This window comes from Janthinobacterium sp. TND4EL3 (assembly GCF_900156175.1).
In the GTDB taxonomy this organism is placed as follows: domain Bacteria; phylum Pseudomonadota; class Gammaproteobacteria; order Burkholderiales; family Burkholderiaceae_D; genus Janthinobacterium.
Genome location: NZ_FTMV01000007.1, coordinates 162,452 through 186,948, shown reverse-complemented (window position 1 = coordinate 186,948; position 24,497 = coordinate 162,452). Strand labels below are relative to the sequence as shown.

At 64.3% G+C, this 24,497-nt stretch carries 27 protein-coding genes; 9 read left to right on the top strand and 18 right to left on the bottom strand.

From position 1 onward, the window contains the following. Positions 1–14: 14 nt before the first annotated feature. Both BXA07_RS13270 and BXA07_RS13265 read right to left on the bottom strand, forming a co-directional pair. Positions 15–620: an SCO family protein gene (locus tag BXA07_RS13270; protein ID WP_076568374.1), complete on the bottom strand. Its 606-nt coding sequence runs from the start codon at positions 618–620 to the stop codon at positions 15–17. Positions 621–624: 4 nt separating this feature from the next. After that, a complete protein-coding gene (locus tag BXA07_RS13265) occupies positions 625–1,368 on the bottom strand; it encodes an SURF1 family protein (protein WP_076568373.1) in 744 nt (247 codons plus the stop codon). 36 nt (positions 1,369–1,404) lie between these two features. On the opposite strand from BXA07_RS13265, the gene BXA07_RS13260 reads away from it, so the two are divergent. Next, on the top strand, positions 1,405–1,605 hold the full coding sequence (locus tag BXA07_RS13260; RefSeq protein ID WP_046683386.1) for a twin transmembrane helix small protein: 201 nt from the start codon (positions 1,405–1,407) through the stop codon (positions 1,603–1,605). A gap of 121 nt (positions 1,606–1,726) precedes the next feature. Here the strand turns inward: BXA07_RS13260 and BXA07_RS13255 are convergent, their stop codons facing one another. The 7 genes from BXA07_RS13255 to BXA07_RS13230 all read right to left on the bottom strand — a co-directional run bounded on the left by BXA07_RS13255 (position 1,727) and on the right by BXA07_RS13230 (position 7,793). Beyond that, positions 1,727–2,587 (bottom strand): cytochrome c oxidase subunit 3, encoded by an 861-nt coding sequence (locus tag BXA07_RS13255; RefSeq protein ID WP_076568372.1) that lies wholly within the window; start codon positions 2,585–2,587, stop codon positions 1,727–1,729. 64 nt (positions 2,588–2,651) lie between these two features. Then, positions 2,652–2,864, bottom strand: a complete 213-nt coding sequence (locus tag BXA07_RS13250) for a DUF2970 domain-containing protein (protein WP_076568371.1) — start codon at positions 2,862–2,864, stop codon at positions 2,652–2,654. 9 nt (positions 2,865–2,873) lie between these two features. Further along, positions 2,874–3,446 carry a cytochrome c oxidase assembly protein gene (locus BXA07_RS13245; RefSeq protein WP_076568465.1) on the bottom strand — a complete coding sequence of 191 codons (573 nt, stop codon included), beginning with the start codon at positions 3,444–3,446 and terminating at the stop codon, positions 2,874–2,876. Further along, positions 3,443–3,562 (bottom strand): cytochrome oxidase small assembly protein, encoded by a 120-nt coding sequence (locus BXA07_RS31080; RefSeq protein ID WP_212592293.1) that lies wholly within the window; start codon positions 3,560–3,562, stop codon positions 3,443–3,445. Before BXA07_RS31080 ends, BXA07_RS13245 begins: the two co-directional genes overlap by 4 nt. Before the next feature lie 55 nt (positions 3,563–3,617). Then, entirely contained in the window at positions 3,618–5,210 is a 1,593-nt protein-coding gene (ctaD, locus tag BXA07_RS13240; RefSeq protein ID WP_076568370.1) for a cytochrome c oxidase subunit I, read from the bottom strand. A 13-nt stretch (positions 5,211–5,223) separates the two neighbouring features. After that, complete coding sequence (gene coxB, locus BXA07_RS13235) at positions 5,224–6,432, bottom strand: cytochrome c oxidase subunit II (RefSeq protein WP_076568369.1); 1,209 nt, start codon at positions 6,430–6,432, stop codon at positions 5,224–5,226. Between the two features lie 464 nt (positions 6,433–6,896). Next, the gene (locus BXA07_RS13230) at positions 6,897–7,793 is read right to left on the bottom strand and encodes a methyltransferase domain-containing protein (RefSeq protein WP_076568368.1); all 897 of its coding nucleotides are present in this window, start codon (positions 7,791–7,793) and stop codon (positions 6,897–6,899) included. Positions 7,794–7,877: 84 nt separating this feature from the next. Here BXA07_RS13230 and BXA07_RS13225 point away from each other — a divergent pair, with 84 nt between their 5' ends. Together BXA07_RS13225 and trmL are read left to right on the top strand one after the other, a co-directional pair. Further along, positions 7,878–8,633, top strand: a complete 756-nt coding sequence (locus BXA07_RS13225; RefSeq protein WP_076568367.1) for a phosphoribosyltransferase family protein — start codon at positions 7,878–7,880, stop codon at positions 8,631–8,633. A gap of 39 nt (positions 8,634–8,672) precedes the next feature. Beyond that, positions 8,673–9,143 carry a tRNA (uridine(34)/cytosine(34)/5-carboxymethylaminomethyluridine(34)-2'-O)-methyltransferase TrmL gene (trmL, locus tag BXA07_RS13220; protein ID WP_046683391.1) on the top strand — a complete coding sequence of 157 codons (471 nt, stop codon included), beginning with the start codon at positions 8,673–8,675 and terminating at the stop codon, positions 9,141–9,143. Position 9,144: 1 nt separating this feature from the next. On the opposite strand, the gene BXA07_RS13215 is transcribed toward trmL, so the two are convergent. Next, positions 9,145–9,942, bottom strand: a complete 798-nt coding sequence (locus BXA07_RS13215) for an aminotransferase class IV family protein (protein WP_076568366.1) — start codon at positions 9,940–9,942, stop codon at positions 9,145–9,147. A gap of 105 nt (positions 9,943–10,047) precedes the next feature. Here BXA07_RS13215 and BXA07_RS13210 point away from each other — a divergent pair, with 105 nt between their 5' ends. Continuing rightward, positions 10,048–10,965: a LysR substrate-binding domain-containing protein gene (locus BXA07_RS13210; RefSeq protein WP_076568365.1), complete on the top strand. Its 918-nt coding sequence runs from the start codon at positions 10,048–10,050 to the stop codon at positions 10,963–10,965. Here BXA07_RS13210 and BXA07_RS13205 read toward each other — a convergent pair. The 8 genes from BXA07_RS13205 to BXA07_RS13170 form a co-directional block, all read right to left on the bottom strand. Then, entirely contained in the window at positions 10,962–11,705 is a 744-nt protein-coding gene (locus BXA07_RS13205) for a hypothetical protein (protein WP_076568364.1), read from the bottom strand. The genes BXA07_RS13210 and BXA07_RS13205 overlap by 4 nt on opposite strands. A gap of 12 nt (positions 11,706–11,717) precedes the next feature. Continuing rightward, complete coding sequence (locus BXA07_RS13200; protein ID WP_076568363.1) at positions 11,718–12,995, bottom strand: hypothetical protein; 1,278 nt, start codon at positions 12,993–12,995, stop codon at positions 11,718–11,720. Positions 12,996–13,028: 33 nt separating this feature from the next. Next, positions 13,029–16,727, bottom strand: coding sequence for a tubulin-like doman-containing protein (locus tag BXA07_RS13195; protein WP_083708207.1), 3,699 nt, complete (start codon positions 16,725–16,727; stop codon positions 13,029–13,031). Positions 16,728–16,757: 30 nt separating this feature from the next. Next, positions 16,758–17,207 carry a hypothetical protein gene (locus BXA07_RS13190; RefSeq protein WP_076568361.1) on the bottom strand — a complete coding sequence of 150 codons (450 nt, stop codon included), beginning with the start codon at positions 17,205–17,207 and terminating at the stop codon, positions 16,758–16,760. Between the two features lie 47 nt (positions 17,208–17,254). Then, positions 17,255–18,724, bottom strand: a complete 1,470-nt coding sequence (locus BXA07_RS13185; protein ID WP_083708205.1) for a hypothetical protein — start codon at positions 18,722–18,724, stop codon at positions 17,255–17,257. Then, complete coding sequence (locus tag BXA07_RS13180; RefSeq protein WP_139335555.1) at positions 18,721–20,166, bottom strand: hypothetical protein; 1,446 nt, start codon at positions 20,164–20,166, stop codon at positions 18,721–18,723. Before BXA07_RS13180 ends, BXA07_RS13185 begins: the two co-directional genes overlap by 4 nt. A gap of 236 nt (positions 20,167–20,402) precedes the next feature. Then, positions 20,403–20,900 (bottom strand): D-glycero-beta-D-manno-heptose 1-phosphate adenylyltransferase, encoded by a 498-nt coding sequence (gene rfaE2, locus BXA07_RS13175; protein ID WP_076568359.1) that lies wholly within the window; start codon positions 20,898–20,900, stop codon positions 20,403–20,405. Between the two features lie 27 nt (positions 20,901–20,927). Beyond that, the gene (locus tag BXA07_RS13170) at positions 20,928–21,173 is read right to left on the bottom strand and encodes a DUF3717 domain-containing protein (RefSeq protein ID WP_076568358.1); all 246 of its coding nucleotides are present in this window, start codon (positions 21,171–21,173) and stop codon (positions 20,928–20,930) included. Between the two features lie 134 nt (positions 21,174–21,307). On the opposite strand from BXA07_RS13170, the gene BXA07_RS13165 reads away from it, so the two are divergent. The 5 genes from BXA07_RS13165 to BXA07_RS13145 all read left to right on the top strand — a co-directional run bounded on the left by BXA07_RS13165 (position 21,308) and on the right by BXA07_RS13145 (position 24,445). Then, positions 21,308–22,246 carry a hydrogen peroxide-inducible genes activator gene (locus BXA07_RS13165; protein WP_076568357.1) on the top strand — a complete coding sequence of 313 codons (939 nt, stop codon included), beginning with the start codon at positions 21,308–21,310 and terminating at the stop codon, positions 22,244–22,246. Positions 22,247–22,322: 76 nt separating this feature from the next. Then, complete coding sequence (gene ubiA, locus BXA07_RS13160; RefSeq protein ID WP_076568356.1) at positions 22,323–23,177, top strand: 4-hydroxybenzoate octaprenyltransferase; 855 nt, start codon at positions 22,323–22,325, stop codon at positions 23,175–23,177. Between the two features lie 107 nt (positions 23,178–23,284). After that, positions 23,285–23,638, top strand: a complete 354-nt coding sequence (locus tag BXA07_RS13155) for an ElaB/YgaM/YqjD family protein (protein ID WP_076568355.1) — start codon at positions 23,285–23,287, stop codon at positions 23,636–23,638. A 76-nt stretch (positions 23,639–23,714) separates the two neighbouring features. Further along, entirely contained in the window at positions 23,715–24,101 is a 387-nt protein-coding gene (locus tag BXA07_RS13150; protein ID WP_076568354.1) for a phage holin family protein, read from the top strand. Continuing rightward, positions 24,098–24,445, top strand: coding sequence for a hypothetical protein (locus BXA07_RS13145; protein WP_076568353.1), 348 nt, complete (start codon positions 24,098–24,100; stop codon positions 24,443–24,445). The genes BXA07_RS13150 and BXA07_RS13145 overlap by 4 nt, the downstream gene beginning before the upstream one ends. Positions 24,446–24,497: the final 52 nt, after the last annotated feature.

The window sequence follows — 24,497 nt, the reverse complement described above, 5'->3', positions numbered from 1 at the left end:
GGCATGCGTGCTCCTCAACCGATCGCCGAAGCTTTGAGCAGCTTGGCGATGTCTTTCTTGACCTTGCTCGGGTCCGCGTCTTTCGGGAAGCGCATCATCAGGTTGCCCAGCGGATCGATCAGGTACAGGTGCTCGTCCGTCTTGCCGCCCGCCTCCACGGGCAGCCACGCCTTCAGGGCGTCGCTATTGACGCGCAGCATGCTGGTGCCGTCGAATTCGCGCATCACGAGGGTATCGAGCGGCTGCTCGTCCGTCACCAGCCAGACGCGCTCGATGCGCTCGCGTTCCTTGCCCTGCATCAAACGCAACTGCTGCATGGCGAACAGCTGTTTCTTGCACGCTTCCTGGCAGTCGGCCGGCCCCGTTTGCAGCAGCACCCACTTGCCCTTGAATTGGGCCAGCGGCGACGCCGTGCCGTCGAGTTCCGTCACGCGCAGCTGCGCCTCGGGGATCGGGTGCAGGCGCGGGTCGATGAGGGCGCCGTAATTGTTGCGGCCCGTCGGCTTGATGATGTAATACGTGAAATACGAGGCGATGATGGGAAAGGCGCATACGGCCACCACGGCCAGCAGTTTCCAGCGTCCGCTGTTCTGGAGCTGTTTATCGCGGTTGTCTTGCATTGCTTCAGGGCTGTTTGTTTGCACGTCGAAATCCTGTAAAGACAAAAAATAAAAAAGCCATCAGTGCCAGGGCATACCACTGGAAGGCATAGCCGCGGTGCTTGTCGGCGCCCAGGTCGGGCGCCGGCCAGTCGCGCACGGGAAGCTGGCCGGACGGCGCCATCGCGCCGGCGGCCGTTTGTTCGATGACGAGAGGCTGCAGGGCCAGGCCGCTGGCCTGCGCCAGCCGGGCGATATCGGCATTTTGCACGATGGCCTGCGGCGCCAGCGGCGGCGCCGTGCCCAGTTCCATCACATGGCCCGCAGTCAGGCGCGCGATGCCGGTAATCGTCACCGTGCCGGCCGGTGTCGCGTAATCGGGAATGCGCGTGCGCTCGGCATTGTTGCGCGGCAACCAGCCCTGCGCCACCAGCACGTGCATGGCGGAACCGTCAATTTGAAATGGCGTGAGCACGTGGAAACCGGCCTGCCCCTTGTAGGGGCGATTGTCCAGGTAGACCGTCCAGGCGGGCACGAAATGGCCCGTGACGGTGACGCGGCGGTATTCAATGGCTTGCGCATCGGCAAGCGACAAGGGCGCGGCCGTCAAGGCCAGCGGCGCGGCCTGGTTGCCTGCCGCCAGCCGGGCGGCGTGGGCGACTTTTTCATCGCCACGGCGCTGCTGCCATTGCGCCAGAGAAATCCCCAGCACCACCAGTAGCAGCATTACAACAAATGGAATCCATCTAAAATGGAAGCGGATACGCATTACAATGAAACCTCCTCAAGCCTGGCGCTACCATCCATGAAAATCCTCGTTGCCATCGCCTTCATCCTGATCCTGGGCAGCCTGGGCTCGGCCCTGTTCTTCCTCATGCGCGACAAGGGCAAGAGCAACCGCACCGTGCAGGCGCTGGCCCTACGCGTAGGCCTGTCGATCACCCTGTTTTTGCTGATCCTGCTGGCGCATCATCTCGGTTACATCCAGCCGACGGGCATACATTAAGCTTCTTCTTGCCTGATTGGCAAATTCTTCACGCTAAGAAAAAAGCCGTACCCAGGATGTCCCGGTACGGCTTTTTTCATGCTGCAGGCCGCCTAACAACGGCGCTTGCCCTGCCCCGCCATTATAACCAATACACGACCACGTACAGGCCCAGCCAGACGACGTCGACAAAGTGCCAGTACCAGGCGGCGCCTTCGAAGCCGAAGTGGTGTTCGGGGGTAAAGTGGCCCTTCAGCACACGGTACAGGATGACGGACAGCATGATGGCGCCCAGGGTCACGTGGAAGCCGTGGAAGCCCGTCAGCATGAAGAAGGTGGCGCCGTAGATGCCGGACGTCAGTTTCAAATTCAGTTCGCTGTACGCGTGGATGTATTCGTAGACCTGGAAGCCCATGAAGACGGCGCCCAGCACGATGGTGGCGAACAGGAACAGGGCCGTCATGGCGCGGTGGCCGGCGCGCAGCGCGTGGTGCGAGATCGTCAGGGTGACGCCCGACATCAGCAGCAGGGCCGTATTGATGGTCGGAATCCAGAACGGCGTCATGGTGGTGAATTCCTGCACCGTGCCGGCCGGGCCCGTATTGCCCCAGTGGGCCGCGAAATCGGGCCAGATCACCTTGTGGTCGAGGTCGGCCAGCCATGGCATCGAGATGCTGCGCGCATAGAACAGGGCGCCGAAGAAGGCGGCGAAGAACATGACTTCCGAGAAGATGAACCAGCTCATGCTCCAGCGGAAGGAGTGGTCGATGCGCTCGCTGTACAGGCCTTTTTCCGATTCGCCGATGGCATCGCCGAACCAGAAGTACAGCACCAGCAGGATGCCGGCGATGCCGATGAAGTTCAGATACGGTCCCCACGACACGTCGTTGACCCAGGCCGAGGCGCCTATCATGGTCAGCAGCAGGCTGGCGCCGCCCAGCATGGGCCAGCGCGAGGGCCCGGGCACGAAATAATAAGGTGCGGCGGCGTGGTTGGAACTCATCATCATCTCCTCAAAAACTTGTAGGGTGGTTTTTATACGTTATAGATATAGATGCAGCAAAAAATCATGAGACAGCGAATTTAACGACGGTCAGGAGCACGCCGATCAGGCAAGCCACCACCAGCAAGCCCGCGATGACGATGTGCACGGGATTGAGCTTGGCCGAATCCGTATCGAAATCGCTCTTGCGGCGCAAGCCCGTAAACGACCACACGACGGCCCGCAGCGAATACAGGAACGATGCTTTCTGCGGTTTGGATGCTTGCGGCTCGCTCATGGCACTCTCCTATTGGACGGCCGGCGCCTGAGCCTGGCTCAGACCGGCAATCTCGAAAAACGTGTACGACAGGGTGATGGTCTTGACCTCTTTCGGCAAGGCCGGATCGAGAAAGAACACCACGGGCATCTGCCGCGCCTCGTGCGCCTTCAGGGTCTGCTGCTTGAAGCAGAAGCACTCGACCTTCTTGAAGTGCGGCGTGGCGCTCTGCGGTGCGTAGCTGGGAATGGCTTGCGCATTGACGACGCGGTTTTGCGTGTTGACCACTTCATACATGACGGTCACCAGTTCGCCCGGATGCACTTGCATGCTCGACACGGTGGGACGGAAGCGCCAAGGCCCCTGGGCATTGCCGTCAAATTCGACGGTAATGCTGCGCGTCGTGTCGACCTGCGTATTGTTGTCGTAGGCGACCGTGCCATCCTTCTGCGTCAGCACGTTGATGCCCATCACTTCGCAAATCTGCTTGTAGACGGGAATCAGGGCATAGCCAAAGCCGAACATCAGCACGGCAATGACGAGCAGCTTGCCCAGCATCTTGCGGTTCAGGCCGCGCGTTTCCTGTTGCACGGGCGTCGTCACGACAGCCACAGCCGCTTGGCGAACACGGACACGAAGAAGAAGGCCGCCAGGGCCGCCAAGATCAGTCCGGTACGCAGGTTGTTCGGTTTTTTACGCTCAGTTTTCACTTCGGTCATGGCAGCAACTTTATTCAAGGCGGGCCGCGCAACACGCCGGCCCGTGACACTGACATTACTTGACGGTAGGCGGCGTTTCAAACGTGTGGAACGGCGCCGGGCTCGGCACGGTCCATTCCAGGCCTTCCGCGCCTTCCCATGGTTTCGCCGGGGCAGCCTTGCCGCCGCGGATGGTCGGCAAGACCACGAAGAACAGGAAGTACACCTGCATCAGGCCGAAACCGAAGGCGCCGATGGACGCGATCATGTTGAAGTCCGTGAACTGCGCCGGATAGTCGGCGTAGCGGCGCGGCATGCCGGCCAGGCCCAGGAAGTGCATGGGGAAGAAGGTCACGTTGAACGTGATCAGCGACAGCCAGAAGTGGATCTTGCCGCGCGTTTCGTTGTACATATGGCCCGTCCATTTCGGCGACCAGTAGTAGAAGCCGGCGAACAGGGCGAACAGCGAACCGGCCACCAGCACGTAGTGGAAGTGCGCCACCACGTAATACGTATCCTGCAGCTGGATGTCGATCGGCGTGACGGCCAGGATCAGGCCCGTGAAACCGCCCATGGTGAAGACGAAGATGAAGCCCACCGAGAACAGCATCGGCGTCTCGAACGTCATCGAACCCTTCCACATGGTGGCGATCCAGTTGAACACTTTCACGCCCGTGGGCACGGCGATCAGCATGGTCGCGTACATGAAGAACAGCTGGCTCGTCACCGGCATGCCGGTGGTAAACATGTGGTGCGCCCAGACGATGAAGGACAGGATGGCGATGGAAGCGGTAGCGTAGACCATCGAGGCATAGCCGAACAGGGGCTTGCGGGCAAACGCGGGCAGGATCTGCGAGACGATGCCGAAGGCCGGCAAGATCATGATGTAGACCTCGGGATGGCCGAAGAACCAGAAGATGTGCTGGTACATGACGGGGTCGCCGCCACCTGCCGCATTAAAGAAGGACGTGCCGAAATGGCGGTCCGTCAGGGTCATGGTAATCGCGCCAGCGAGCACCGGCATGACGGCGATCAACAGATACGCGGTAATGAGCCAGGTCCAGCAGAACATCGGCATTTTCATCAGGGTCATGCCGGGGGCGCGCATGTTCAGGATGGTGACGATGATGTTGATCGAACCCATGATGGACGAGGCGCCCATCAGGTGCATGGCGAAAATCGCCATGTCCATGCCGGGGCCCATCTGCGTCGACAGCGGCGCATACAGGGTCCAGCCGGCAGCCGTGGCGCCACCGGGCACGAGGAAGGACGTGGCCAGCAGGATGGCGGCCGGCGGCAGCAGCCAGAACGAGAAGTTGTTCATGCGGGCGAACGCCATGTCGGACGCGCCCACTTGCAGCGGGATCATCCAGTTGGCGTAGCCGACGAAGGCCGGCATGATGGCGCCGAACACCATCACCAGGCCGTGCATGGTGGTCAGCTGGTTGAAGAATTCTGGGTGGAAGAACTGCAGGCCCGGATGGAACAGTTCCGTGCGTATCATCAGGGCCAGCACGCCGCCCGACAGCAGCATGATGAACGAGAACCACAAGTACAAGGTGCCGATATCCTTGTGGTTGGTGGCAAACAGCCAGCGGCGCAGGCCGGTGGGATGATCGTGGGCATGGTCGTGATCGTGACCGGCGTGGTCCAAGGTGCTAGTGCTCATGTACGGCTCCTAATTACTTGCGTGCAGCCACGACTTCGGCTGGTTGAACGATGTTCTCTGCGGCCTTGTTCGACCAGGAATTGCGCGTGTAAGTGATCACTGCGGCAATTTCCGTGTCGGACAGCTGTTTCCATGCTGGCATTTCAGCGGGATACTTGCCGCTCTTTTGCCCGTTCAGCAAGACGTGGACCTGGTCGGCTTTCGGGCCGTTCACCACGGCCGAGCCGTCCAGCGGCGCAAATGCCCCCGGCACGCCCTTGCCCGTCGCCTGGTGGCAGACGACGCAGTTGGCCGCATACACTTTCTCGCCCTTGACCTTCAGCTCGTCGATGGTCCAGGTCTTGTTGGGATCATCAGCCAGTGCAGCCATTTCCTTTTGTTTTTTATCAACCCATGCCTTGTAATCGTCGTTCGACACGACTTTGACGACGATGGGCATGAAGGCGTGTTCCTTGCCGCACAGTTCGGCGCAATTGCCGCGGAAGGTGCCGATATGGTCGGACTTGAACCAGGTGTCGCGCACGAAGCCGGGAATCGCATCCTGCTTCACGCCGAAGGCGGGCACGGACCAGGCGTGGATGACGTCGTTGGCCGTCAGTACCATGCGGATCTTCTTGTTGACAGGCACCACGACTTCGTTGTCGACTTCGATCAGGTAGTTTTCACCGCGTTTTTCCGTCGGCGGCGCGCCCGGCGCCCCCACTTGCGCGCGCGGCGTGGCCAGGTTGGACAGGAAGGAAATGCCTTCGCCCTCGCCTTTCAGGTAGTCATAGCCCCATTTCCACTGCATGCCCGTGGCCTTGATGGTGATGTCGGCGTTCGACGTATCCTTCATGCCGACCACGGTGCGCGTGGCAGGCAGGGCCATGCCGATGACGATCAGGAAAGGCACGACGGTCCAGGCGATCTCGACAGTGGTGCTTTCGTGGAAGGTGGCCGGCTTGTGGCCCAGGGACTTGCGGTGCTTGAAGATGGAATAGAACATGACGCCGAACACGGCCACGAAGATCACCAGGCAGATGATCATCATCCAGGTGTGCAAATCGTAGATTTCATGGGCGATCTGTGTCGCCGGCGGCTGCAGATTCATTTCAAACGGCACGGGACCGCCGGTGCCGGGATAGGTGCCGGCAGCCGGTGCCGCCGTGGCCCATCGCCCGATGCCAAACGCTGTCAAAGACAGCCCGAGCAGCAACGATTGAAGTCGCTTTGCATGTGTCATGTTTTCCCCAACCACCCAAAAATAATGATATTTTAAACGGCTGCGGATTTCTCCGTACTGGACCGCTGCCGCTCCTCCATGAAAGCAACACGGCCAAATCCCGGCCATGCGCGTCAAGCACCAGCGAATTCCATGCTGGCCGTCCACAGCAAAACGCAGACGAACAACCATGCTGGAATCCTGTTTTTCTTCCACGCCCTGATATGGCCATGCATGGAAGATGGTTACTATACTAATGCAGTAACTTCGAATAAGTCTCGCTTTGTTTTTTTTATTTTGTATGCAGCCCTTGTTTTTTTCAATTAGCAAGCTGACAAACAATCAACGATTATAATCAAGTAAACTTGAATCCATCAAGCAATAATCGGCTTTGTGGACGCCCCCGGCCCGGCCGCCGCGCGCTTTGCAACGCTTGTTGCAGATCAATGCGCGGATGGCGACCAAGTGTCGGTTGCTTTGTGCATTTATTGAGGCTTGCGCGGCAGATCGAAGCGGATGATCGCCTCGCCATTGCGCGTCACGCGCGGCGCGGGACGGAAGGCGTGGCCGTAAATGATCTCGAAGCTCAGGCCCAGCTTGCCGTCGGGACGGCGCGTCTTTTCCAGCGCGGCCAGCATGCGCTGCCAGGCCGCCTTGCCCATCAGGCCGCGCCGCCGCGTGGTCAGCGGGTTGCCGCCGAAGGCGCGCACGTCGGCCAGCAGCTTTTCCGCCGTGTCGTAGGTAACGGTGATGATCTCCATGTCCAGCACGGGCGTGGAAAAACCCGTCTCGACCAGCATGTCGCCAAAGTCGTGCATGTCGACAAAGGGCAAGGCATGCGGATACAAATCCGCCTCGGCAAAGGCGTCGCGCACTTCGCGGAAGGTGTCGGGGCCGAAGCAGGAAAACATCAGCAAGCCATCGAGGCGCAGCGCGCGCCGCCATTCGGCAAACACGCGGTCGGGCTGGGCGTGCCAGTGCAGCGCCAGGTTCGACCACACGAGGTCGACGCTGCTGGCGGCCAGCGGCAGGTCGCCCAGGTCGCCGCACAATAAATCCACGCCCGTCTTGGCCGGCAAGAGCTTGCTCAGGAACTGGTTCAGGCCGGCCAGTTTCGACGCGGGCGCGCGCGCCGCCTGCATCATCGCTTGCGCTGCATCGAGACCGATGATCTGCGCTGCGGGATAATCCTTGTGCAGCTGCGCCAGGTCCGCGCCCGGGCCGCAGCCGGCGTCGAGCACGCGCAGGGGCGTGATTTTCACCAGCTCCAGGCGCTCGTGCATGCGTGCCGACACTTCGCGGCGCAGGAAGTCCGACGGCGCGATGCGCGCGGGACGGGAAAAGAAATCGCGTACTTGCACCGCATCGATGGGCGCACTCATTTTGGGCGGATTGGCGGGAACTGGCATGTGAAATCGGGGGAGGTGAGATAATGTCGGCAGTGTACATGGAACGACGCCATCGCGATGCGCATCGCCGCCCCACCCCGCCTTGAGGCCGCCTGGCAGGCGCTGCAGCTGTGGCTGGGCGCCACCGTGCTGCCGGCGCAATGCGCGCTGTGCGGCACCGGCTGCCCGCAAGCGCTGTGCGCGCCCTGCCGCGCCCAATACCTGGGACAAGCACGGCGCCGTTGCCGCCAGTGCGCCAATCCGCTCGCCGACATCGAGGTGGCACCGCTGTGCGGCCGCTGTCTGCGCCAGCGGCCCGCGTATGACGCCACCGTCACGGCGTTTGACTATGCGGCGCCCGTCGACCAGTTGCTGCTGCAGCTGAAATTCGGCGCGCGCCTGGCGCTGGCGCCCCTGCTGGCAGAACTGCTATATGTTGCCATTCAGCAACAACAAGGGTGGGAAGCGCCGCAACTGCTGTGTCCCGTACCGCTGGGCCCGGCCCGGCTGGCCGAACGGGGTTTTAATCAGGCGCTGGAGATCGCCCGCCCGCTGGCGCGCCTGCTGGACGTGCCCTTGCAGCCCCGACTGGCGCTGCGCGTGCGCGAGACGCGGGCGCAAAGCGGCGTCGCGCCGCAGGAACGGCAAGCCAACCTGGCGCATGCGTTCGCCATCGCGCCGGACCATGGGCCGTTATTGCCAGGATGCCATGTCGGCATCGTCGACGACGTGATGAGCAGCGGCCACACCGTCAACGCGCTGGCGGCCGCCTGCAAGCGCGCGGGGGCGGCCAGGGTCAGCATAGTGGTGGCGGCGCGCACGCCGCCGCATTGAATTCGCTGTATATATTAGAGATAGACCAAGGAGAGCATTTTGTTTCACGTTGTTTTGGTAGAACCTGAAATCCCGCCCAACACGGGCAACGTCATCCGCCTGTGCGCCAACACGGGCGCGCAGCTGCACCTGGTCGAACCGCTGGGCTTTCCCCTCGACGACGCCAAGATGAAGCGCGCCGGCCTCGATTACCACGATTACGCCAACATGAAGGTGCACAAGAACTGGGCAGCCTTCCTGGCCGACACCCAGCCCGACCCGGCCCGCATGTTCGCCATGACCACGCGCGGCTCGCGCCCGTTCGGCGACGTGGCCTTCCTGCCCGGCGACGTGTTCGTGTTCGGTTCGGAAACGAAAGGCCTCGATCCCGCCCTGCGCGACGGTTTTCCTGCCGAGCAGCGCATCCGCCTGCCCATGCGCCCCGACAACCGCAGCTTGAATTTGTCGAACACGGTGGCCGTCGTCGTCTACGAGGCGTGGCGCCAGCACGGGTACCAGGGCGGCGCGTAAGCTACGGCAGCAGCAAGGCTTCCGCTTCGTAGGCCCGGCGCAACAGGGCCAGGAACGCCGGCGCGGACGGCAGATCGATGGCGCCGATGCGCGTGACGGGCACGCCGGGCGTCCAGGAATTCATGACGACGGCGCCGCCCATGCCAGCCACGTCGGCCAGGCGCATTTCCTGCTCGCGCTGCGGCACGCCCAGCCGCTCCAGCTGGCGGCGCACGATGGCCATCGTCGTGCCCGCCAACATGGCGGCCACGGGCCACACGACAGCCTGTCCATCCCAGAACGCCAGGTTCCAGATCGTCCCTTCGCTGAGCCGGCCTTCACGGTCGAGGAAAACGGCGTCGTCCAGCCCTAGCCGGGCCGCCTCGCGCAAATAGTAGGTCTTGGCGATTTCTCCCACATGTTTGATCGAAGGCAACATGCGTTCATGTTCGACGGCCAGCAGCCGCAGCGGCCCCGGCGGGCCATCCGACGGCGGGCCTGTACGCACCAGCAACTGCGGCATGGCGGGCGCGGACGCCACGGCGAATTCGCCCGCGGGACAGGACAGGGTCGCCGTCAGCGAACAATCTGCCGGACTGTGCTGCAGCGCCGTGCGCAGCTGTGCCAGCAGCGCCGCGTCGGGCATGGTCTGGCCAAACAGCGCCAGGCAGGCGTGGCGCAGGCGCGCCAGGTGCAGGTCGAGGCCGCGTACCTTGCCGCCGCGCACCTGCATGGCCGTGAAATGGGCGTAGCCGGCAAAGGCCAGCGGCGCAAGCTCGGCGCTGCTGGCGCGGTGGCCGTTCAATTGGGCCAGGGACATATGTTTTCTCCACGTGTATCATCAAGGAAAAACATTATCGCCAATCACCAGCGCCTTGAGAAACGAGGAGTTTTTACTCCACCATTCAATTTTCCCTGAAGATCTATGCAACGCATGCTCCCCGGCACCCGTGCCCTGCGCACCTATGAGGCGGCGGCACGCCACCTGAATTTCACGCACGCGGCGCACGAGCTGGGCTTGACGCCGGCCGCCGTCAGCTACCAGGTCAAGGAAATGGAAGAGCAGCTGGGATTGCAGCTGTTCGCGCGCAACAGCCGCAGCATGGCGCTGACGCCGGCCGGGCGCTTGCTGTTCGACGCGGCCGCCGATGCGCTGGCCACCCTGCGCCACGCCGTGGCGCGCGCGCAGCGCCTGAACCGCGGCGGCGCGCCGCTGCGCCTGTCGCTGGGCCCCCGCTTTGCCACCCACTGGCTGCTGCCCAGGCTGGCGGACTGGCGCGCCGCCCATCCCGACGTGGCCCTGACCTTCGATATCAGCGACGAAGTGCGCGATTTCGATACGGACGAAGTCGATATCGCCATCCGCTTCGGCGCTGGCGCCTATGCGGGCACGCATGCCGTGCGCCTGTTCGATACGCAAGTGGTGCCCGTCTGCAGTCCCGCCCTGCTGGCGGGCGGCGCCAGCCTGCGGCAGCCGCGCGACCTCGTGGGACAGACGCTATGCCAGGTGGATTGCCAGATAGATAATATGGTGTGGCCGAACTGGGCCATGTGGATGGCGGCGGCCGGCGTGGCCGGCTTCGACGCCAGCCGCTGCGTGGGCTTTCGCGATTCCGCCCACGTGCTGCAGGCCGTCCTCGACGGCGGCGCCGTCGGCCTGCTGGAGCTGGCCATGATCAGGCAGGAAGTGGCACAGGGACGCCTGCTGCGCCTGTTCGATATCGGCCTGCCCGTGGCGGACGGCCATGCCTATCACCTGGTGTGGCCGGACGCGGGCGCAGAAGACGGCCGCATCCGGGTGTTCCGGCAGTGGCTGCTGGAACAGCTTGCCATTGACGCTTAACGCAGCGCCAGCCGCGCCGCGCCGCTATTGTCGTCCAGCATCACCAGCTGCGTGTGCAGGTCGCGCGTGGCCGACAGCTTGCCGTTCACGTACAGGTTCGTCTTGACGCCATACACGCCCTGCGACACGCCGGCCGGCAAGGTCAGCTCGAACGAGTTTTCAAAGCGCCCGCCCGACTTGTTGTTGCTGGCCAGGGCCTTGGAGCCGGACTTGAACGGCTGTCCCTGCGGGTCGAGCACCACCAGCTCTTCGCGCACGTCGCTGACGCTTTGCGCGCTGCCGTTGACCAGCTCCACCACGGAGGTGACCTTGAACGGCTGGCCACGCTTGACGGTCGATGCGCTCAGCTGCGGCGTGTACGACACCACCTGCGGCTCGCGCGGCAGCGCGCCGCGGGCGCGGATGTAGTCGCGGTCCGCCTGCGCCGCCGTCTTGGTCTGGCGCGAATTGACATTGATGGCCAGGCAGCCGGCCGCCGCCAGGCCGCCGCCGATGGCTGCGCCCTTCAGCGCGCCATTCTTGCCGCTGACCAAGGCGCCCAGCAAGGCGCCCACGGCCGCCCCGGCAGCCGCCGTCGCGCCCACGCTGCACGGATCGTCGTCCGCCGCGCCCGTTTGGGACTGCGGGTAGGTATTGTCCTGGCGCACGCCATTCGGGTTCGCCGGCGCCGTGGCGCAGCCGGCCAGCATGGCCGTGATGGTCAGCGCGGCAGCCGCGCGCAAGGTGGTTTTGTTCATCATGTTCTCTCCGGTCTATTTAATCGTCGTTTCCGTCTGCAGCACTTGCCGTTCGCGCTCGCGGATGCGGCGCGACAGATTGTCGAGGCGCGCATTGCCCGGATCGGCGCGGCGCGCGCTTTCCAGATACGTCTTGGCCGCGTCGAACTTGCCTTCCGCCAGCGAACGCTCGGCGTCGCGCAGGAACGCTTGCGCCATCTCGTTGCGCATGGCCGCGCCATTGTCCACGGGCGCCGTTTCCACGGGGCGGCGCTCTGCCACGGCCGGGCGTTCCGCCGCGCGCGCAGGCGCCGTCTCCAGCATTGCCGGTGCGGGCGCGGGCGCCGCGACCGGTGCGGGCACGGGCGCTGGCGCCGACAGCGCCTGGACATCGGCCTTCAATTGCGGCAATGCCAAAGCTTCGCGGTCGATCGCTTCGAGCCGGGCGATGCCGTTCTGCGCCGCCGCCGCATCCTTGCCGTCGAGGGCCTGGCGCACGCCCACCTGTACCGAGGCGGCCGCCGCCTGCTGGCGGGCCAGCTGCTTGCGCAACGATTCCGCACTGGCCGCGCCCGCGCAATCGGCGTCGAGCGCGGCGATGCCCTTGGCCGCGCTTTGCAGGCGGTGGCCGTCGATGTCGCGCTCGATGGCGCGCACGCTGCGCTGGCAGTCGCCAGAGGCGGCCCCTGCCTTGGCGATGGCCGCCTGCAAGTCGTCCGCCTTGGCGCTGGACTTGCCCGTGCACGCCAGCTTCGCCGTCGCCAGCTTCTGGCGGGCGCCGTCCAGGCTGCCGTTCGTCACCAGCTTGAGGCCGCTGTCGATGGCATCGTTGCAAGCCGATTCATTCTTGCCTCCCGGCTTGCCGTTCATGTAGACAACGACAGCCGCCAGCACGGCAGCGCCGCCCAGCCAGCGCAGCCACTTGCGCGGCGGCGCTGGCGGCGGTGTTACCGGCGCCGGTACTGGCCTGGGCGCAGAAGCGGGCTTGGGCGCCGCCGGCGGCGGCACGGCAGCGGGCGCAACCGGCTTCTGGCTGTCCGCTGTCGGCATGGAAACGGGTATGGGCGGCGGCTTCGGCGCGGGCGGCACGGGCACCGGCGCCGGCTTGGGCGCCGCCGGCGGCGCTACAGGCACAGGCGGTGGCACAGGCGCTGGCACGGCCGGCAGCGGTGGCGGCACGGCCGGCAGCGGTGGCGGCACGGCCGGCGCCGCGGGCGCGGATGGCTGGGCTGCGCCCGCCTGCGCCTGCCCGCAATACGGGCAATGGCTGACGGCGGTCCACAGGCCGGTCTTACATTTGATGCAGATATCCAAAACTAATCCTTCATTCCAACGTCATTCCAGCGTTCACAAGGGCGGCGGCATCAACGGTGGCGGCGCGCTGAGGAACAGGGGCGCCAGTTCGGCGAACTGGGCCAGGTCGGTCCAGGCCGGCAAGCCGGCGCGCCACACCTTCGTGGTCGCTGGCGCGACCTGGCCCGCCTGCACGTACTGCACGATCTGCTGGGCGCTAAACGGCCCCTGTTGCTGGCCGTTAATACCCAGGAAATACTGGTGTTCCACCAGCGGCGGCGGCATGCCGCCCAGCGGTGGCGGCGCCATGCCGAAGACCGGCGCCACGGCGGCGGCCGGCGCGCTGGCCGGGCGCAGCAGCTGCTCCAGTCGTCCCGCTTCCAGCATTTCCGCCTTGATCGCATATTTCAGGCGCGGCAGGCCGTCCGCTTCCGGCTCGCGCACTTCCCAGTCGTAGGCGTCGCCGTCGGAATCGCCGATGACGTTCGCCCACTCCTTCAGGCGGCCCAGCAAGGCTTGCACCGTGCGCTCCAGCTCATCGCTGGCCATGCCCTTGCGGCGCGCCGACTCGCGCAGGCGCGCGCCCACCTCGGCGGAAATGGCGCTGCCAAAGCCGACGTAGGGCAGTTGCGAGCCGTCGGCCTGCGCCACCAGCTTGGGCGCATACACCGTGCGTTCATAGTATTTTGCCAGCGCCGCCATGGCCGCCGTCTGCACGGCGTCAAGCGCCGTCAGTTTTTCCTCGATGCGCAGGGCGATGTTTTTCTCGTACGAGGCGGGCATGCCGTTCTGGCGGATGGCCCGTTCATTGCCGATGCGGCGCAGATCGCCCGGTTCGACGGCAAACTGGTACTGGCCCGGCGGCACGACCCTGCCCGTATGGCGCGTCAGCACGCCCAGCATGATCGCTTGCAGGAACTCGCCGAAATCCTCGGCCAGGCGTTTCATTTCATCGGTATTCGGCGCGATCGGGTGCGTGAATTGCGTTGGATCAATATGCGTGTGGGTCGGCGCCTTGTCGTTGTCGCCTTCCTTGCGGTAGCTCGTGCGCCAGCCTTCCAGGCCCCGCAGCACTGTCATCGGCACGCCGGCCAGTTCGCAATAGCAGACGGCGCGCCCGCGGATGCCCGTCTCGACGATTTCCAGCTGGCTCACCGTGATGCCCACCTGGGTCGGCACGCACGATTCGAGCTCGGCGCCAAACCTGGCCTTGAAGCCGGCCGCGTTGGCCACGCCGATCACGCACTTGAACTGGTCCGACACGACCGTGAAGTCGCCCGCCATATTGGCGTCGATCCACGGCATGGAGCAGGCCAGCAACTTGCGGAAGCGGTCCAGGCGTTCGGACACGTCCATCTGTTCCAGCGCTTCGAACAGCGGGTCGGGCGTGCTCGTCGCCCCTTCGGCCAGGCCCGCCGTGGCGATCATGTTCTCCGCCATGCGCGTGACCTTGGCCAGGATCAAGCCCCGCTGCGCCGGTTCGCCCAGCATGGGGAACAGCGCTTTCGAGCCGCCCATGTCCTTGAACGCATCATCGGCCCACTGGCGCAAGGTGGCCGCCGACGGCAGCGCGATGTCTTTTTCCGTGACGGGAATGACGATCAGGGTCGCGTGTTCCTTGTCCAGGTCCTTTTGCAGGATGGTATTGGCCGTTTTGAGTTCGGCCAGCATGGCCAGCACGCCTTCGCGGCCAGATTGCAGCTCGCCCACCAGGCCATTCCACTGCGCGCGGCCCTGCGCATCGACGCCGACCCGGTTGCCCAGCCAGCGCGACAGTTCGCCCAGCAGGATGACGGACTCGTCCGCCGCCTTGGCGCGCAGATGGAATTTCAGCGCATTCGCCATTTCCGTGCGCAGATGATCCATCACCACGCCGGCCTGCTTTTCACCATTGCTGAGGAAACCGAAGGTGCTGCGCGTCTGTTCGAGGTTGTTCAGCAGGCGTTCGTATTCGCGCGAGCGCACGGCTTCCTTGATTTCGCGGTAACGCTCGGCATTGTTGCCGATCTGCGCCGTCAAGCCGCTGCCCGGCGCCTCGATGCGGTCCTTGATCTGTTCCACCAGCGACAGCACGTATTCCAGGCCGCCGAATTCTTTATTATCAAGATAGCCATACAGCTGGTCGCGCACGACTTTCTTGACGTCGTCGAGCACTTCGCGGCGGCGCTTGCTGATGCGGTCTTCCGTCGTGTCGGCCGTGGAATCCTGGTCGCGCACGGCGTCGCGCTCCAGGTGTTTCATGGCGTCGCGCACCTGGGCCGGCCATTCGCTGCGCTCAAAGCCCGTGCGGATATCGTTGATGCGCGTGTTGACCCGGTTCTCCACGCCGGCCAGCAGATGGCCGTGGCGGTCTTCCAGCAATTCATCGACGACGCGGAAGTCGATGAAGTCGCCGCTGGAGCGCTTCAGTTCGATGCTCTTGTCGGAAAACTCGGGGAAATCGCTGAATGGCGTTCCCTTCAGGAACATATTTGCAGCGAGGAAATTATCGCGCTGCGTATCCGTGGCGCGGTTGGCGCCCGCATCCGTGCCGCCCACGCCGAAGAACGCCTGCAGCATGGCGCCGGCCCAGCGGTGGGCCCGCTCGTCGCGCGCCGCTTCCTGGCGTGTATCGAGCACGGCCATGCCGAACGAGGAAAAGCGCTTCGAGAAATACAAACGCATGTCGCCGAAGCGGTCTTGCGGCACGGGCGCGTTGTACAGCGAGTTCTTGTGCTGCGCCTGGTTGACGGCGATCGAGCGCTTGGCGCGCGCGAAGTCGGCCGAGGCGAAATCCTCGAACAGCGAGTCGGCGACCATGTGGTAGACGTCGCTGACATCCTTGGTGTGCTGCTGGGCAAGGTTGCCCGAATCGATCAGGTACACCTCGCTGTACGGCTCGCGCGTCAGTTCCGGGCGGTCATACGCATCCCAGCGACCCACATAGCCCTTGTTGCCCATCATGGCCGATTCCAGCTCCATCAGCGCCGCATAACCGTTGGCCTCGACCCGGTCCTTGTTGGCCTTGGTGTAGCCGGTCGGCAAGAACAGCATCAGCTCCACGTCGGCCGCGCCCACTTCGCTGCGCGCCAGCCAGCGCGCCAGCAAGCCCATGTCGAGGAAGGAACCGGACCCCGTGCCGCCGGCCACGGAACCGACGATGACGATGCGGAAACGGTTCGTTTCCATGCGCAAGCCCAGCTCGGCCAGCTGGCGCTCGTGCGACAGGCCCGCCTTCAGCGCCTTCAGCTTCAAGCGGATCTTGTCGCGGATCTTCGCATACTTGTCGAAGAAATACAGGCGCGACACGGCGCGGATCTGGCCCGCGCCGCTGCTCATGTCGAAACGCAGCTCGCGGATGCGCTGCGGCGTCAGCGGCAGCCATTCCTTGATGTGCGGATATTTCTCCAAGGAATCTTCATCACGGCTGTACTTGTCCATGTCGAACGATTCGACCACCTTGTCGTCATCCGTGAACTTCACCTGGTCGAACTGCAAGTCCTTCGCCTGCGACTCGCCGCTTTCGATCACGGCGCCATTGTCGAGGTCGAAATGGATGAATTGCGCGATGGGAAAGTCGGCCAGCCCCTCGATGCGCGTGCGGTGGCCCGCCCCGCCCCACAGGGTGTTGAGGATGCGCCGGCGCACGCGCATCAGCACCTGCATGCCCGTGCCGCCGATGCCGATGAACAGGGTCGGGCGCAGTTCGATGATCTTGTCCTGCTTGCGCTCGCTGGCGCCGCCGGGGATGGTTTGGTTCAGGTTCTCTGCCATGGTGATTCCTTGGATGAAACGGGTTGCCGCTTAGCGGCGGCTGGAGGTGAACGTCAACAGCAACGCTACCAGGCCCACCAGCACCAGCGGTCCCATGAACAGTGGCGCGAGGAATTTATGCGCGTTCACGGCCGCCAGCACGACACCGGTCGCCAGGCTGGCCAGGAAGATGAACAGCCACCAGCCCGAGGCATTGGCCTTGTTCGGCGGCACGCGCTTGGCCACCAGGCCGTTCGCATAGGCATTCTTGGCAAAGAAAAAGGCGACGAACAGCAATAGCAGCACGACGCCGCCAATCAGGGTGTCGCGCGACGAGGTGTCCGTGGTGGCGGCCGCGTCGAACGCAGGCGCAGGCTCGGTGGTGGCGGTGCTGGCCGCGCCGGCGGCGGACGCGTCGGCGGCGGGCGGCGCGGACGCCGGGGCCGCTACGGGGGCCGGCAAGGTAAAGCCAGCGTTGTCTTTGGGTGTGTCTTGCGCCATGGTATGCCTCTAATGAAAAATGGAAGTAATTTTTAGGGTATCGTTGCTCAGGCCAGGCTCAGGCTATGGCCTTCGGCCACACGCACGACGACCGGCTTGCCCAGGCCACGCTTGAGTTCGCCAATGTCACGGCCGTCATCATCGCGGATCTGCACGCTTTTGAACGGTTTGAGCAGCACTTGCCGCTGCACGCCGTCGGCCATCACCTTGTAGCGCGTGGCGCGCGTACCAAGCAAGCCCAGCGCCAGCAAGCCCAGCACGAACGCCAGCAAGCCGCCCAGCAGCGCCAGCACTGGCAGCAGCGGATACTGGATGCGCACCAGCAGCGGTATCGTTGCCTGCGAGGCGCGCACGCTGTCGGGCGGCGTGAACATTTCCGAGATCGGGTCGCCGGGGAACAGTTCCTGCAGGTCCTTGCCGAAGCTGGACGCCAGCGCCAGCCGCTGTTCCGACAGGCCCACCTGCGCCTGCAGGGGCAGCAGCACCTGCTTGCCCATGGCGGCCATCGCCTGCGCCGACCACGGCGACGGGATCTGCGCCATCGGCAACGCAAACTGCACCTGCACGGACTGGCTGGCGCCCGGCTGCAGCTGGCGGATTTGATCTGGCGCAACGTGCAGCGGCGCGTTCTGGCCCGCCAGGCTGGCGTGTACCTTGGCGCTGTCGATCACGTACGGGAAAAACATGTTTTGCAGCGACGCCTGCAGCACCACCTGCGGCACCAGCTTCGCCGCATCGACGTCGAGCACGATGGTGCGCCCGTCGCGGCCCAGGCTGGCGTGCACATTGGGGCTGTTCTTGACGGACTGGGGCACGATGCGCACGGCATCCTGGTCCACCGGTTTCAGGCGCGCGGGCGGGCGCGTCAGCACTTGCGACAGCCGCCCCTCGGCCAGGATGCGGGTCAATGCCTCGGCCGCGGGCTGGCCGTAGGCAAGCGCGTACACCATCAAGCCCTTGGCGCTGTACAGCTTGCCCTGCACGGGCATGCGCAGCGGAAACACCACCGTCTTGGTGATCGACGGCTCCAGGTGCAGCAAGCGGTAAAAATCGCGGTTGCGTTCGGCCGTCTGGCTGTCGTTGTTCGGGCTGTTCTTGTTATTCGTAAAGATCCACACGATGCCGGAGGCGGACTGGAACGGCCCCGTGATGGTCTTGGTGACGGCTTCCTGGAAGTCCGTGTCGGCCAGCGCACCGCCGGCGCCCTTGCGCGCCAGGCCCAGACTGGCCAGCTGGCCGGCCACGCCGGCGCCGCCCTGCCCCTGCCCGATCAGCGATGGCGACACATTGCTGCCGCTGCTCTGGCTGAAGGCCAGGGTGTAGACCTTGTCGGACGGCCCCGTGGCGGCCTGCGCCACGGCGCCCACGAGGGCTTTCAATTGCGAATGTTCATCCGTATAGAACGGCTCCATCCAGCCCGAGTTTTGCACCAAGAACGCCTGCTGGATGCCGGCCGCGTGCGCGGCGGCGGCGCTGAAAAACGCGGCGCAGGCCACGGTCAGTAAGCGCGCCTTCATGCCTGCAAGGCCCAGCCATCGATGCGCGACAGCAGCGGGTGGTAGGCCCACAGCGTGCCTTCATGTACAAACAGGCGTACGCGCCACGGCTCGCTGACGGCGAAGGTGTGGAACACGGTTTCGCGCAATTCATCGTCCTGCACCAGCTGGGCCGCCAGGCGCTCGCTCGAACGCAGCACGCTGGACAGGCCGGCGCTGGTGGCAAACTTGACGCCGAAGACGCTGTTGCCGCCGCCCGATTCGAGCAGCGGCATGACGGCCTGGTTCTTGCCGCCGTCGTCGCCGTGTTCCGGCTCTTCCCACGGCGCCGTTTTCAGCTTGGTGGCGAAGCGGTAATTGAAGCTGCCCGAACACAGGCGCGGCGCCAGCGCGTCGGCCTTCTCGGCCTGGCTGCCCAGTTTCACGTAGACATAGGTGCCGCGGCGGCTTTCAAAGCACAGCTGCCACAGGCCGCCGTCACGCGACAGGTAGGGGCTGCCGAATTCGAAATGCGGCACCAGCCCTTCCGGCCACGGCGTAAACGAAGCGGCCACGTTGCCGTCCGGCTGCAGCTGCAGCCGGAGCTGGCCGTTGGCGCAGGGCCACACGGCCATGCGGTTGTAGGCCACGGGCGCGCCGACGGCACCCAGATCCATCATGCCGTCGAGCAGCACGTCGCTGCCCTGCTTTTGTTGCGCGTCAAGGTTGACGAAGCGGATGCGGCCGTCGTCGTCGCGCAGCGGGGCCCACAGGCGGTTCTGGAACCAGACGGGCGCGGCCGCGCACGGCGCGCCGCCCACGTGCTCGACCACATAGGTGAGCGAAGGCACGTCGGGACGGATGCAGGCCAGGCCGTGGCTGGTCGGCAAGACCAGCACGCTATTGAAGTCCGGCACCAGCTCGGCGCGCCAGGCGCCGTGGGCCAGGTCCGATTCGGCCAGCAGGCTGCCATGGTCGGGGTCCAGCGCCAGCCAGCGTTTCGAGGCGGGCAGCCAGGCGTGCAGCACGGCCCTGCGCGGGTCGAGCGCCAGCAGCGCGGGCGCGCTGGTGCCGAACCGGGCGGAAAAGAATTCGTACTCGCCCGGCGGCGGCATGGGCAGCGACACTTCCGCCTGCGCATGTTCTTCGCGCGCGCGCTGGTCGGCCAGTTTCAGCGGCACGCCGGCCTGGCGCAAGCCGGCCGGGCCGGCCGGCGGCACGTCGCTGACGGCCTGTGCGCCGAAAGGCGCAACCCAAGGCGCCACCCCGGACGGCGTGGCAGCCGCGTCGGGCGGCACTTGCAAGGCGACGCCGGAAGCGGGGTCGTACGCGAATTCGGGCGGGAACTGCCGCACGGGCTCGCCGGCGGCGCCGGGCAGGCGGCGGGCGTGCATCAGCTTGCCGATATCGGCCTGGCTCAGTAAAGGCGAGACGTTCTGCCCGTCCGCGCTGCGCTGCATCGTCCACGCGCCAGCGTCATCCAAGTACCAGGTGCCGGAAGGCAGTGGCCAATCCCCAGAAGTTTTAAGGTCCATTATTTTTTCTATGACTAACGACAAGCGCCATGCAATGGCGCCGAACACGCTACGACGGGCTGGGGCTGTGGAAACAGTATCCCAGCCCAGGCTATTCTCATAGTAACGTCTTTTTATCTACATGGAAACATTGGATAAGTTTTCACCATGATGTCCGGCGCCATGCCAGCAGCAGATGCTGATGTTTATGACAATATTTCCAGGCCTTGCTGCGCGCGTACCTTCGTCAGCAGCTTGGTGGTCGAGCGGTCGTGCTCGAAGTCGATGGCCACGGCCTGGCCGCCGTACGCCAGCACGGCGCGCCCTTCCGGAATGGCCGCCATGTCGTAGTCGCCACCCTTGGCATAGATTTCCGGTTCGATTTCCTGCACCACTTCCAGGGCGCTGTCTTCCGAGAACGGCACGACCAGGCTCACCGCTTCGAGCGCGGCCAGCACGGCCATGCGGTCTTCGCAGCTGTTCAGGGGGCGGTCGTCGCCCTTGCCCAGACGTTTCACCGAAGCATCAGTATTCACGGCAACGACCAGCGAGGCGCCCAGCGCGCGCGCCTGCGCCAGGTAGGTCACGTGGCCGCGGTGCAAAATGTCGAACACGCCGTTCGTCACCACCACCGGTTTCGGCAGGGCCGCGGCGCGGGCACGCAATTCGTCACGGCCGCACAGTTTGTTTTCAAAGTCAGGCATCGGTATCTCTTGTTGGGTTAAATATGGTCACGCTCGGGCGTGGCTATCGCCTTGGATGCCGCCCGCATCCGGGCGCCAGGCATCGATCAGGGCCAGGACCGCCGGTTCCAGGCTGTCCCGGGCGATGGAATCTTGCCGGTAATAAATCATCAGCGCATACACGCCGGCCAGGCGGCTGACGGGCGCCGACAGCGCATATTCGTTGCCGCGCGCCGGTTGCCGGGCACGCCAGTAATTAATTGCCGCTTCCAGCGCCTGTATGTGCACATCCATCACCCTCTCCCTCCGCCGCCCACTCCCGCATTATAGGGGGCGATCCGCTACAATACGCCATCGGCGCCACAGTTTCACGTTTGCGCCACCTTTCATTCATTGCAAGTAAGCACTTCCTGTGTTTCAATCAACCTATGACACTGACTGAACTGAAATATATCGTTGCAGTCGCGCGAGCGAAGCACTTCGGCCATGCCGCCGAAGCCTGTTTCGTTGCCCAACCCACCTTGTCAGTGGCCATCAAGAAACTTGAAGACGAACTGGGCGTGGTCCTGTTTGAACGGGGCGGCGCGGAAATCTCCGTCACGCCCCTGGGCGCGCAAATCATCGCGCAAGCCGAGCGCGTGCTGGAACAGACGGCCGCCATCAAGGAACTCGCCAAGCAGAACAAGGACCCGCTGGCTGGCCCCCTGCGCCTGGGCGTGATCTACACGATCGGCCCCTACCTGCTGCCGCCGCTGGTCAAGGCCATGATAGACCAGGTGCCGCAAATGCCCCTGATCTTGCAGGAAAACTTCACGGTTCGTTTGCTCGAACTGCTGCGCCAGGGCGAACTGGACGTGGCCATCATGGCCCTGCCCCTGCCCGAACACGGCATGGCCATGCAGGAACTGTATGACGAACCGTTCGTCGTGGCCATGCCGCGCCACCATCCCTGGACGGCGCGCGCGAAGATCGCCGCGCAGGACTTGAAGTCGGAAACCATGCTCTTGCTGGGCAATGGCCACTGCTTCCGCGACCAGGTGCTGGAAGTGTGCCCGGAAATGGCGCGCTTTTCCTCGCCCGGCAACGGCATGCAGCGCACCTTCGAAGGTTCCTCACTGGAAACTATCCGCCACATGGTGGCCAGCGGCATCGGCCTGACGGTCTTGCCGCGCGCGTCCGTGCCGAACATGCATGCCACCGACGGCATGCTCGAATACCGCCCCTTCGCCGAACCCGTGCCATCGCGCCGCGTGGTGATGCTCTGGCGCAAGAGCTTTACGCGCAAGGCCGCCATCGACGCCCTGTGCTCCGCCATCGCCAGCTGCGAGCTGCCCGGTATCACCTCCTTGTACGACGACGAAGACTAGCGGCCAGGCGCAAAATAGTACGGTGCGCACTATTTTGCGATAATCGATCTTTCTCTTCAACAAGATCGAGTCTTCCATGAACAAGCTGGCGCTGTATTTCCGCCTGATACGGCTGGACAAGCCTATCGGTACCGTATTGCTGCTGTGGCCTACCCTGTGCGCGCTGTGGCTGGCGCAGCAGGGCGTGCCGGACTGGCGGCTGTTGCTCATTTTTACGCTTGGCACGTTCCTGATGCGCTCGGCCGGCTGCGCCATCAACGACTACGCGGACCAGGATATCGACAAATTCGTCAAGCGCACCGTGGACCGCCCCATCACCAGCGGACGCATCAGCGGCAAGGAAGCGCTGGCCGTGGCCGGCGTGCTGACCGTGCTGGCCTTCTGCCTGATCCTGCCCTTGAATGCGCTGACGAAGCAGCTGTCGGTGGCCGCCGTCATCATCGCCGGCACCTACCCCTACTTCAAGCGTTTCTTTGCGATTCCGCAAGCGTACCTGGGCATCGCCTTCGGCTTCGGCATCCCCATGGGCTTTGCCGCCATCACGGATTCCGTGCCCGTCGTCGCGTGGCTGCTGCTGCTGGGCAATGTCTTCTGGGCCGTGGCCTACGATACGGAATACGCGATGGTCGACCGCGACGACGACCTGAAAATCGGCATCAAGACTTCGGCCATCACCTTCGGCCGCTACGACGTGATCATCATCATGTTCTGCTATGCCGCATTTTTGCTGTTGTGGCTGGTCTGCGGCTGGCATCTGGGCCTGCGCTACTGGTATGTGGCGGGGCTGCTGGTGGCGGCCGGCTGCGCCGTTTATCACTACACACTGATCCGCGCACGCGAGCGTATGCCGTGTTTTGCGGCATTCCGGCATAATAACTGGCTAGGAGCAGCGGTGTTTGCGGGAGTGGTATTGGACTTTGCTTTCCGTTAATCAATGATCCTTGCGCTGCAGCAGCCTTTGAGGCGGCGCAAGACAAGCTGGCCGCTGCTGTCTACACTGGTATTTCACTGTGCAGTTTCACTTCCATGAGGTAATACATGAGCTCGATACATACCGGAAAATCCAGCAACGACAGCGTCCTTGCCGACGCCGACAAGGCGCGTGAAAAACTGGCTGGCGACCTGAAAAACGTCATCCATGAAGCGGAAGGCTGGCTCGATGGCGCCAAGGACCAGACGGGCGAGAATGTCAAAGCCGTCAAGGACAAGTTCATCGCCACCCTGGAAACGGCCAAGAAGGATTTGATCAAGCTGGAAGAAGACTTGCTCGAACGTACCAAGAAGGCGGCCAAGGCCACCGATGAATACGTGCAGGACAATCCATGGAAAGCCGTGGGCGCGGGCGCCGTCGTGGGCGTGCTGTTCGGCCTGCTGTTGTCCTCGCGCCGCTAGAGCGGCGCACTCCTTCCGGCGGCAGGCGCGCCGGGCAGCATCGACGGCACGGCCGTCCCCGATACGAAAGGCAGCAATGGCTATCGTTCATCATGTCGCCCAGGTCGCAGCGACCCTCGCCGCCATCGTCCAGACCCGTCTGGCCCTGGCGGCCGTGGAAATGGAAGAAGAATCGCTGCGCTTCCTGTCCTATCTGGCGCTGGCCATGCTGGCGCTGCTGTGCCTGTTCGTCGGCCTCGTCTTGATCGTATTCCTCGTCATCGTGCTGTTCTGGGATACGCACCGCATCGCCGCCATCGCCGTCACGGCCGCCGTCTTCATCGCCGCCGCTATCGCCACCCTGCTGGGCGTGCGCGCCAGTTTCCGCAGCAAGCCGAAACTGCTGTCCTTCACACTTTCCGAACTGAACAAAGACCTGGACGAGCTGCAATTGCTGGCCCGCCGGGGATCGGAGCGGCCATGACCACGCATCCCACCAAACTGGCCCACGTGCACACGGCAGCCAGCCTGGCGCAGCGGCGCGACGCGCTGCTGGCCGAATGCGCGCTGCAGCGCCTGGCCCTGGGCGTGCAGACGCGCCAGCTGCTGGAACCATTGACGGGCGGCAATCTGCGCCACACGCTGGCCACGCGTTTTAAAATTCCCCTGATGGTGGGCGGCGCCGTGCTGGGCCTGGTACTGGTGCGCCCGCGCCGCTTCCTGCCGCTGCTGCGGGCCAGCGGCGCGCTGCTCAGGCATGCCACCACCGCCCTGCCCGTCGTGCTGGCGCTGGCGCAGCGTTTCAGCAAGAAAGAAACGCCGCCGTAACTATTTTTGCGCCTGGCTGCATCCAAATGGCGGACCCGTGCGTATGTAGGAT

Coding starts and splice junctions, on each gene's coding strand:
- BXA07_RS13270 (WP_076568374.1), bottom strand. CDS start 620: ATGCAAGACAACCGCGATAAACAGCTCCAGAACAGCGGACGCTGGAAA.
- BXA07_RS13265 (WP_076568373.1), bottom strand. CDS start 1,368: ATGCGTATCCGCTTCCATTTTAGATGGATTCCATTTGTTGTAATGCTG.
- BXA07_RS13260 (WP_046683386.1), top strand. CDS start 1,405: ATGAAAATCCTCGTTGCCATCGCCTTCATCCTGATCCTGGGCAGCCTG.
- BXA07_RS13255 (WP_076568372.1), bottom strand. CDS start 2,587: ATGAGTTCCAACCACGCCGCCGCACCTTATTATTTCGTGCCCGGGCCC.
- BXA07_RS13250 (WP_076568371.1), bottom strand. CDS start 2,864: ATGAGCGAGCCGCAAGCATCCAAACCGCAGAAAGCATCGTTCCTGTAT.
- BXA07_RS31080 (WP_212592293.1), bottom strand. CDS start 3,562: ATGACCGAAGTGAAAACTGAGCGTAAAAAACCGAACAACCTGCGTACC.
- ctaD (WP_076568370.1), bottom strand. CDS start 5,210: ATGAGCACTAGCACCTTGGACCACGCCGGTCACGATCACGACCATGCC.
- coxB (WP_076568369.1), bottom strand. CDS start 6,432: ATGACACATGCAAAGCGACTTCAATCGTTGCTGCTCGGGCTGTCTTTG.
- BXA07_RS13230 (WP_076568368.1), bottom strand. CDS start 7,793: ATGAGTGCGCCCATCGATGCGGTGCAAGTACGCGATTTCTTTTCCCGT.
- BXA07_RS13225 (WP_076568367.1), top strand. CDS start 7,878: ATGCGCATCGCCGCCCCACCCCGCCTTGAGGCCGCCTGGCAGGCGCTG.
- BXA07_RS13215 (WP_076568366.1), bottom strand. CDS start 9,942: ATGTCCCTGGCCCAATTGAACGGCCACCGCGCCAGCAGCGCCGAGCTT.
- BXA07_RS13210 (WP_076568365.1), top strand. CDS start 10,048: ATGCAACGCATGCTCCCCGGCACCCGTGCCCTGCGCACCTATGAGGCG.
- BXA07_RS13205 (WP_076568364.1), bottom strand. CDS start 11,705: ATGATGAACAAAACCACCTTGCGCGCGGCTGCCGCGCTGACCATCACG.
- BXA07_RS13195 (WP_083708207.1), bottom strand. CDS start 16,727: ATGGCAGAGAACCTGAACCAAACCATCCCCGGCGGCGCCAGCGAGCGC.
- BXA07_RS13190 (WP_076568361.1), bottom strand. CDS start 17,207: ATGGCGCAAGACACACCCAAAGACAACGCTGGCTTTACCTTGCCGGCC.
- BXA07_RS13185 (WP_083708205.1), bottom strand. CDS start 18,724: ATGAAGGCGCGCTTACTGACCGTGGCCTGCGCCGCGTTTTTCAGCGCC.
- rfaE2 (WP_076568359.1), bottom strand. CDS start 20,900: ATGCCTGACTTTGAAAACAAACTGTGCGGCCGTGACGAATTGCGTGCC.
- BXA07_RS13170 (WP_076568358.1), bottom strand. CDS start 21,173: ATGGATGTGCACATACAGGCGCTGGAAGCGGCAATTAATTACTGGCGT.
- BXA07_RS13165 (WP_076568357.1), top strand. CDS start 21,308: ATGACACTGACTGAACTGAAATATATCGTTGCAGTCGCGCGAGCGAAG.
- ubiA (WP_076568356.1), top strand. CDS start 22,323: ATGAACAAGCTGGCGCTGTATTTCCGCCTGATACGGCTGGACAAGCCT.
- BXA07_RS13155 (WP_076568355.1), top strand. CDS start 23,285: ATGAGCTCGATACATACCGGAAAATCCAGCAACGACAGCGTCCTTGCC.
- BXA07_RS13150 (WP_076568354.1), top strand. CDS start 23,715: ATGGCTATCGTTCATCATGTCGCCCAGGTCGCAGCGACCCTCGCCGCC.
- BXA07_RS13145 (WP_076568353.1), top strand. CDS start 24,098: ATGACCACGCATCCCACCAAACTGGCCCACGTGCACACGGCAGCCAGC.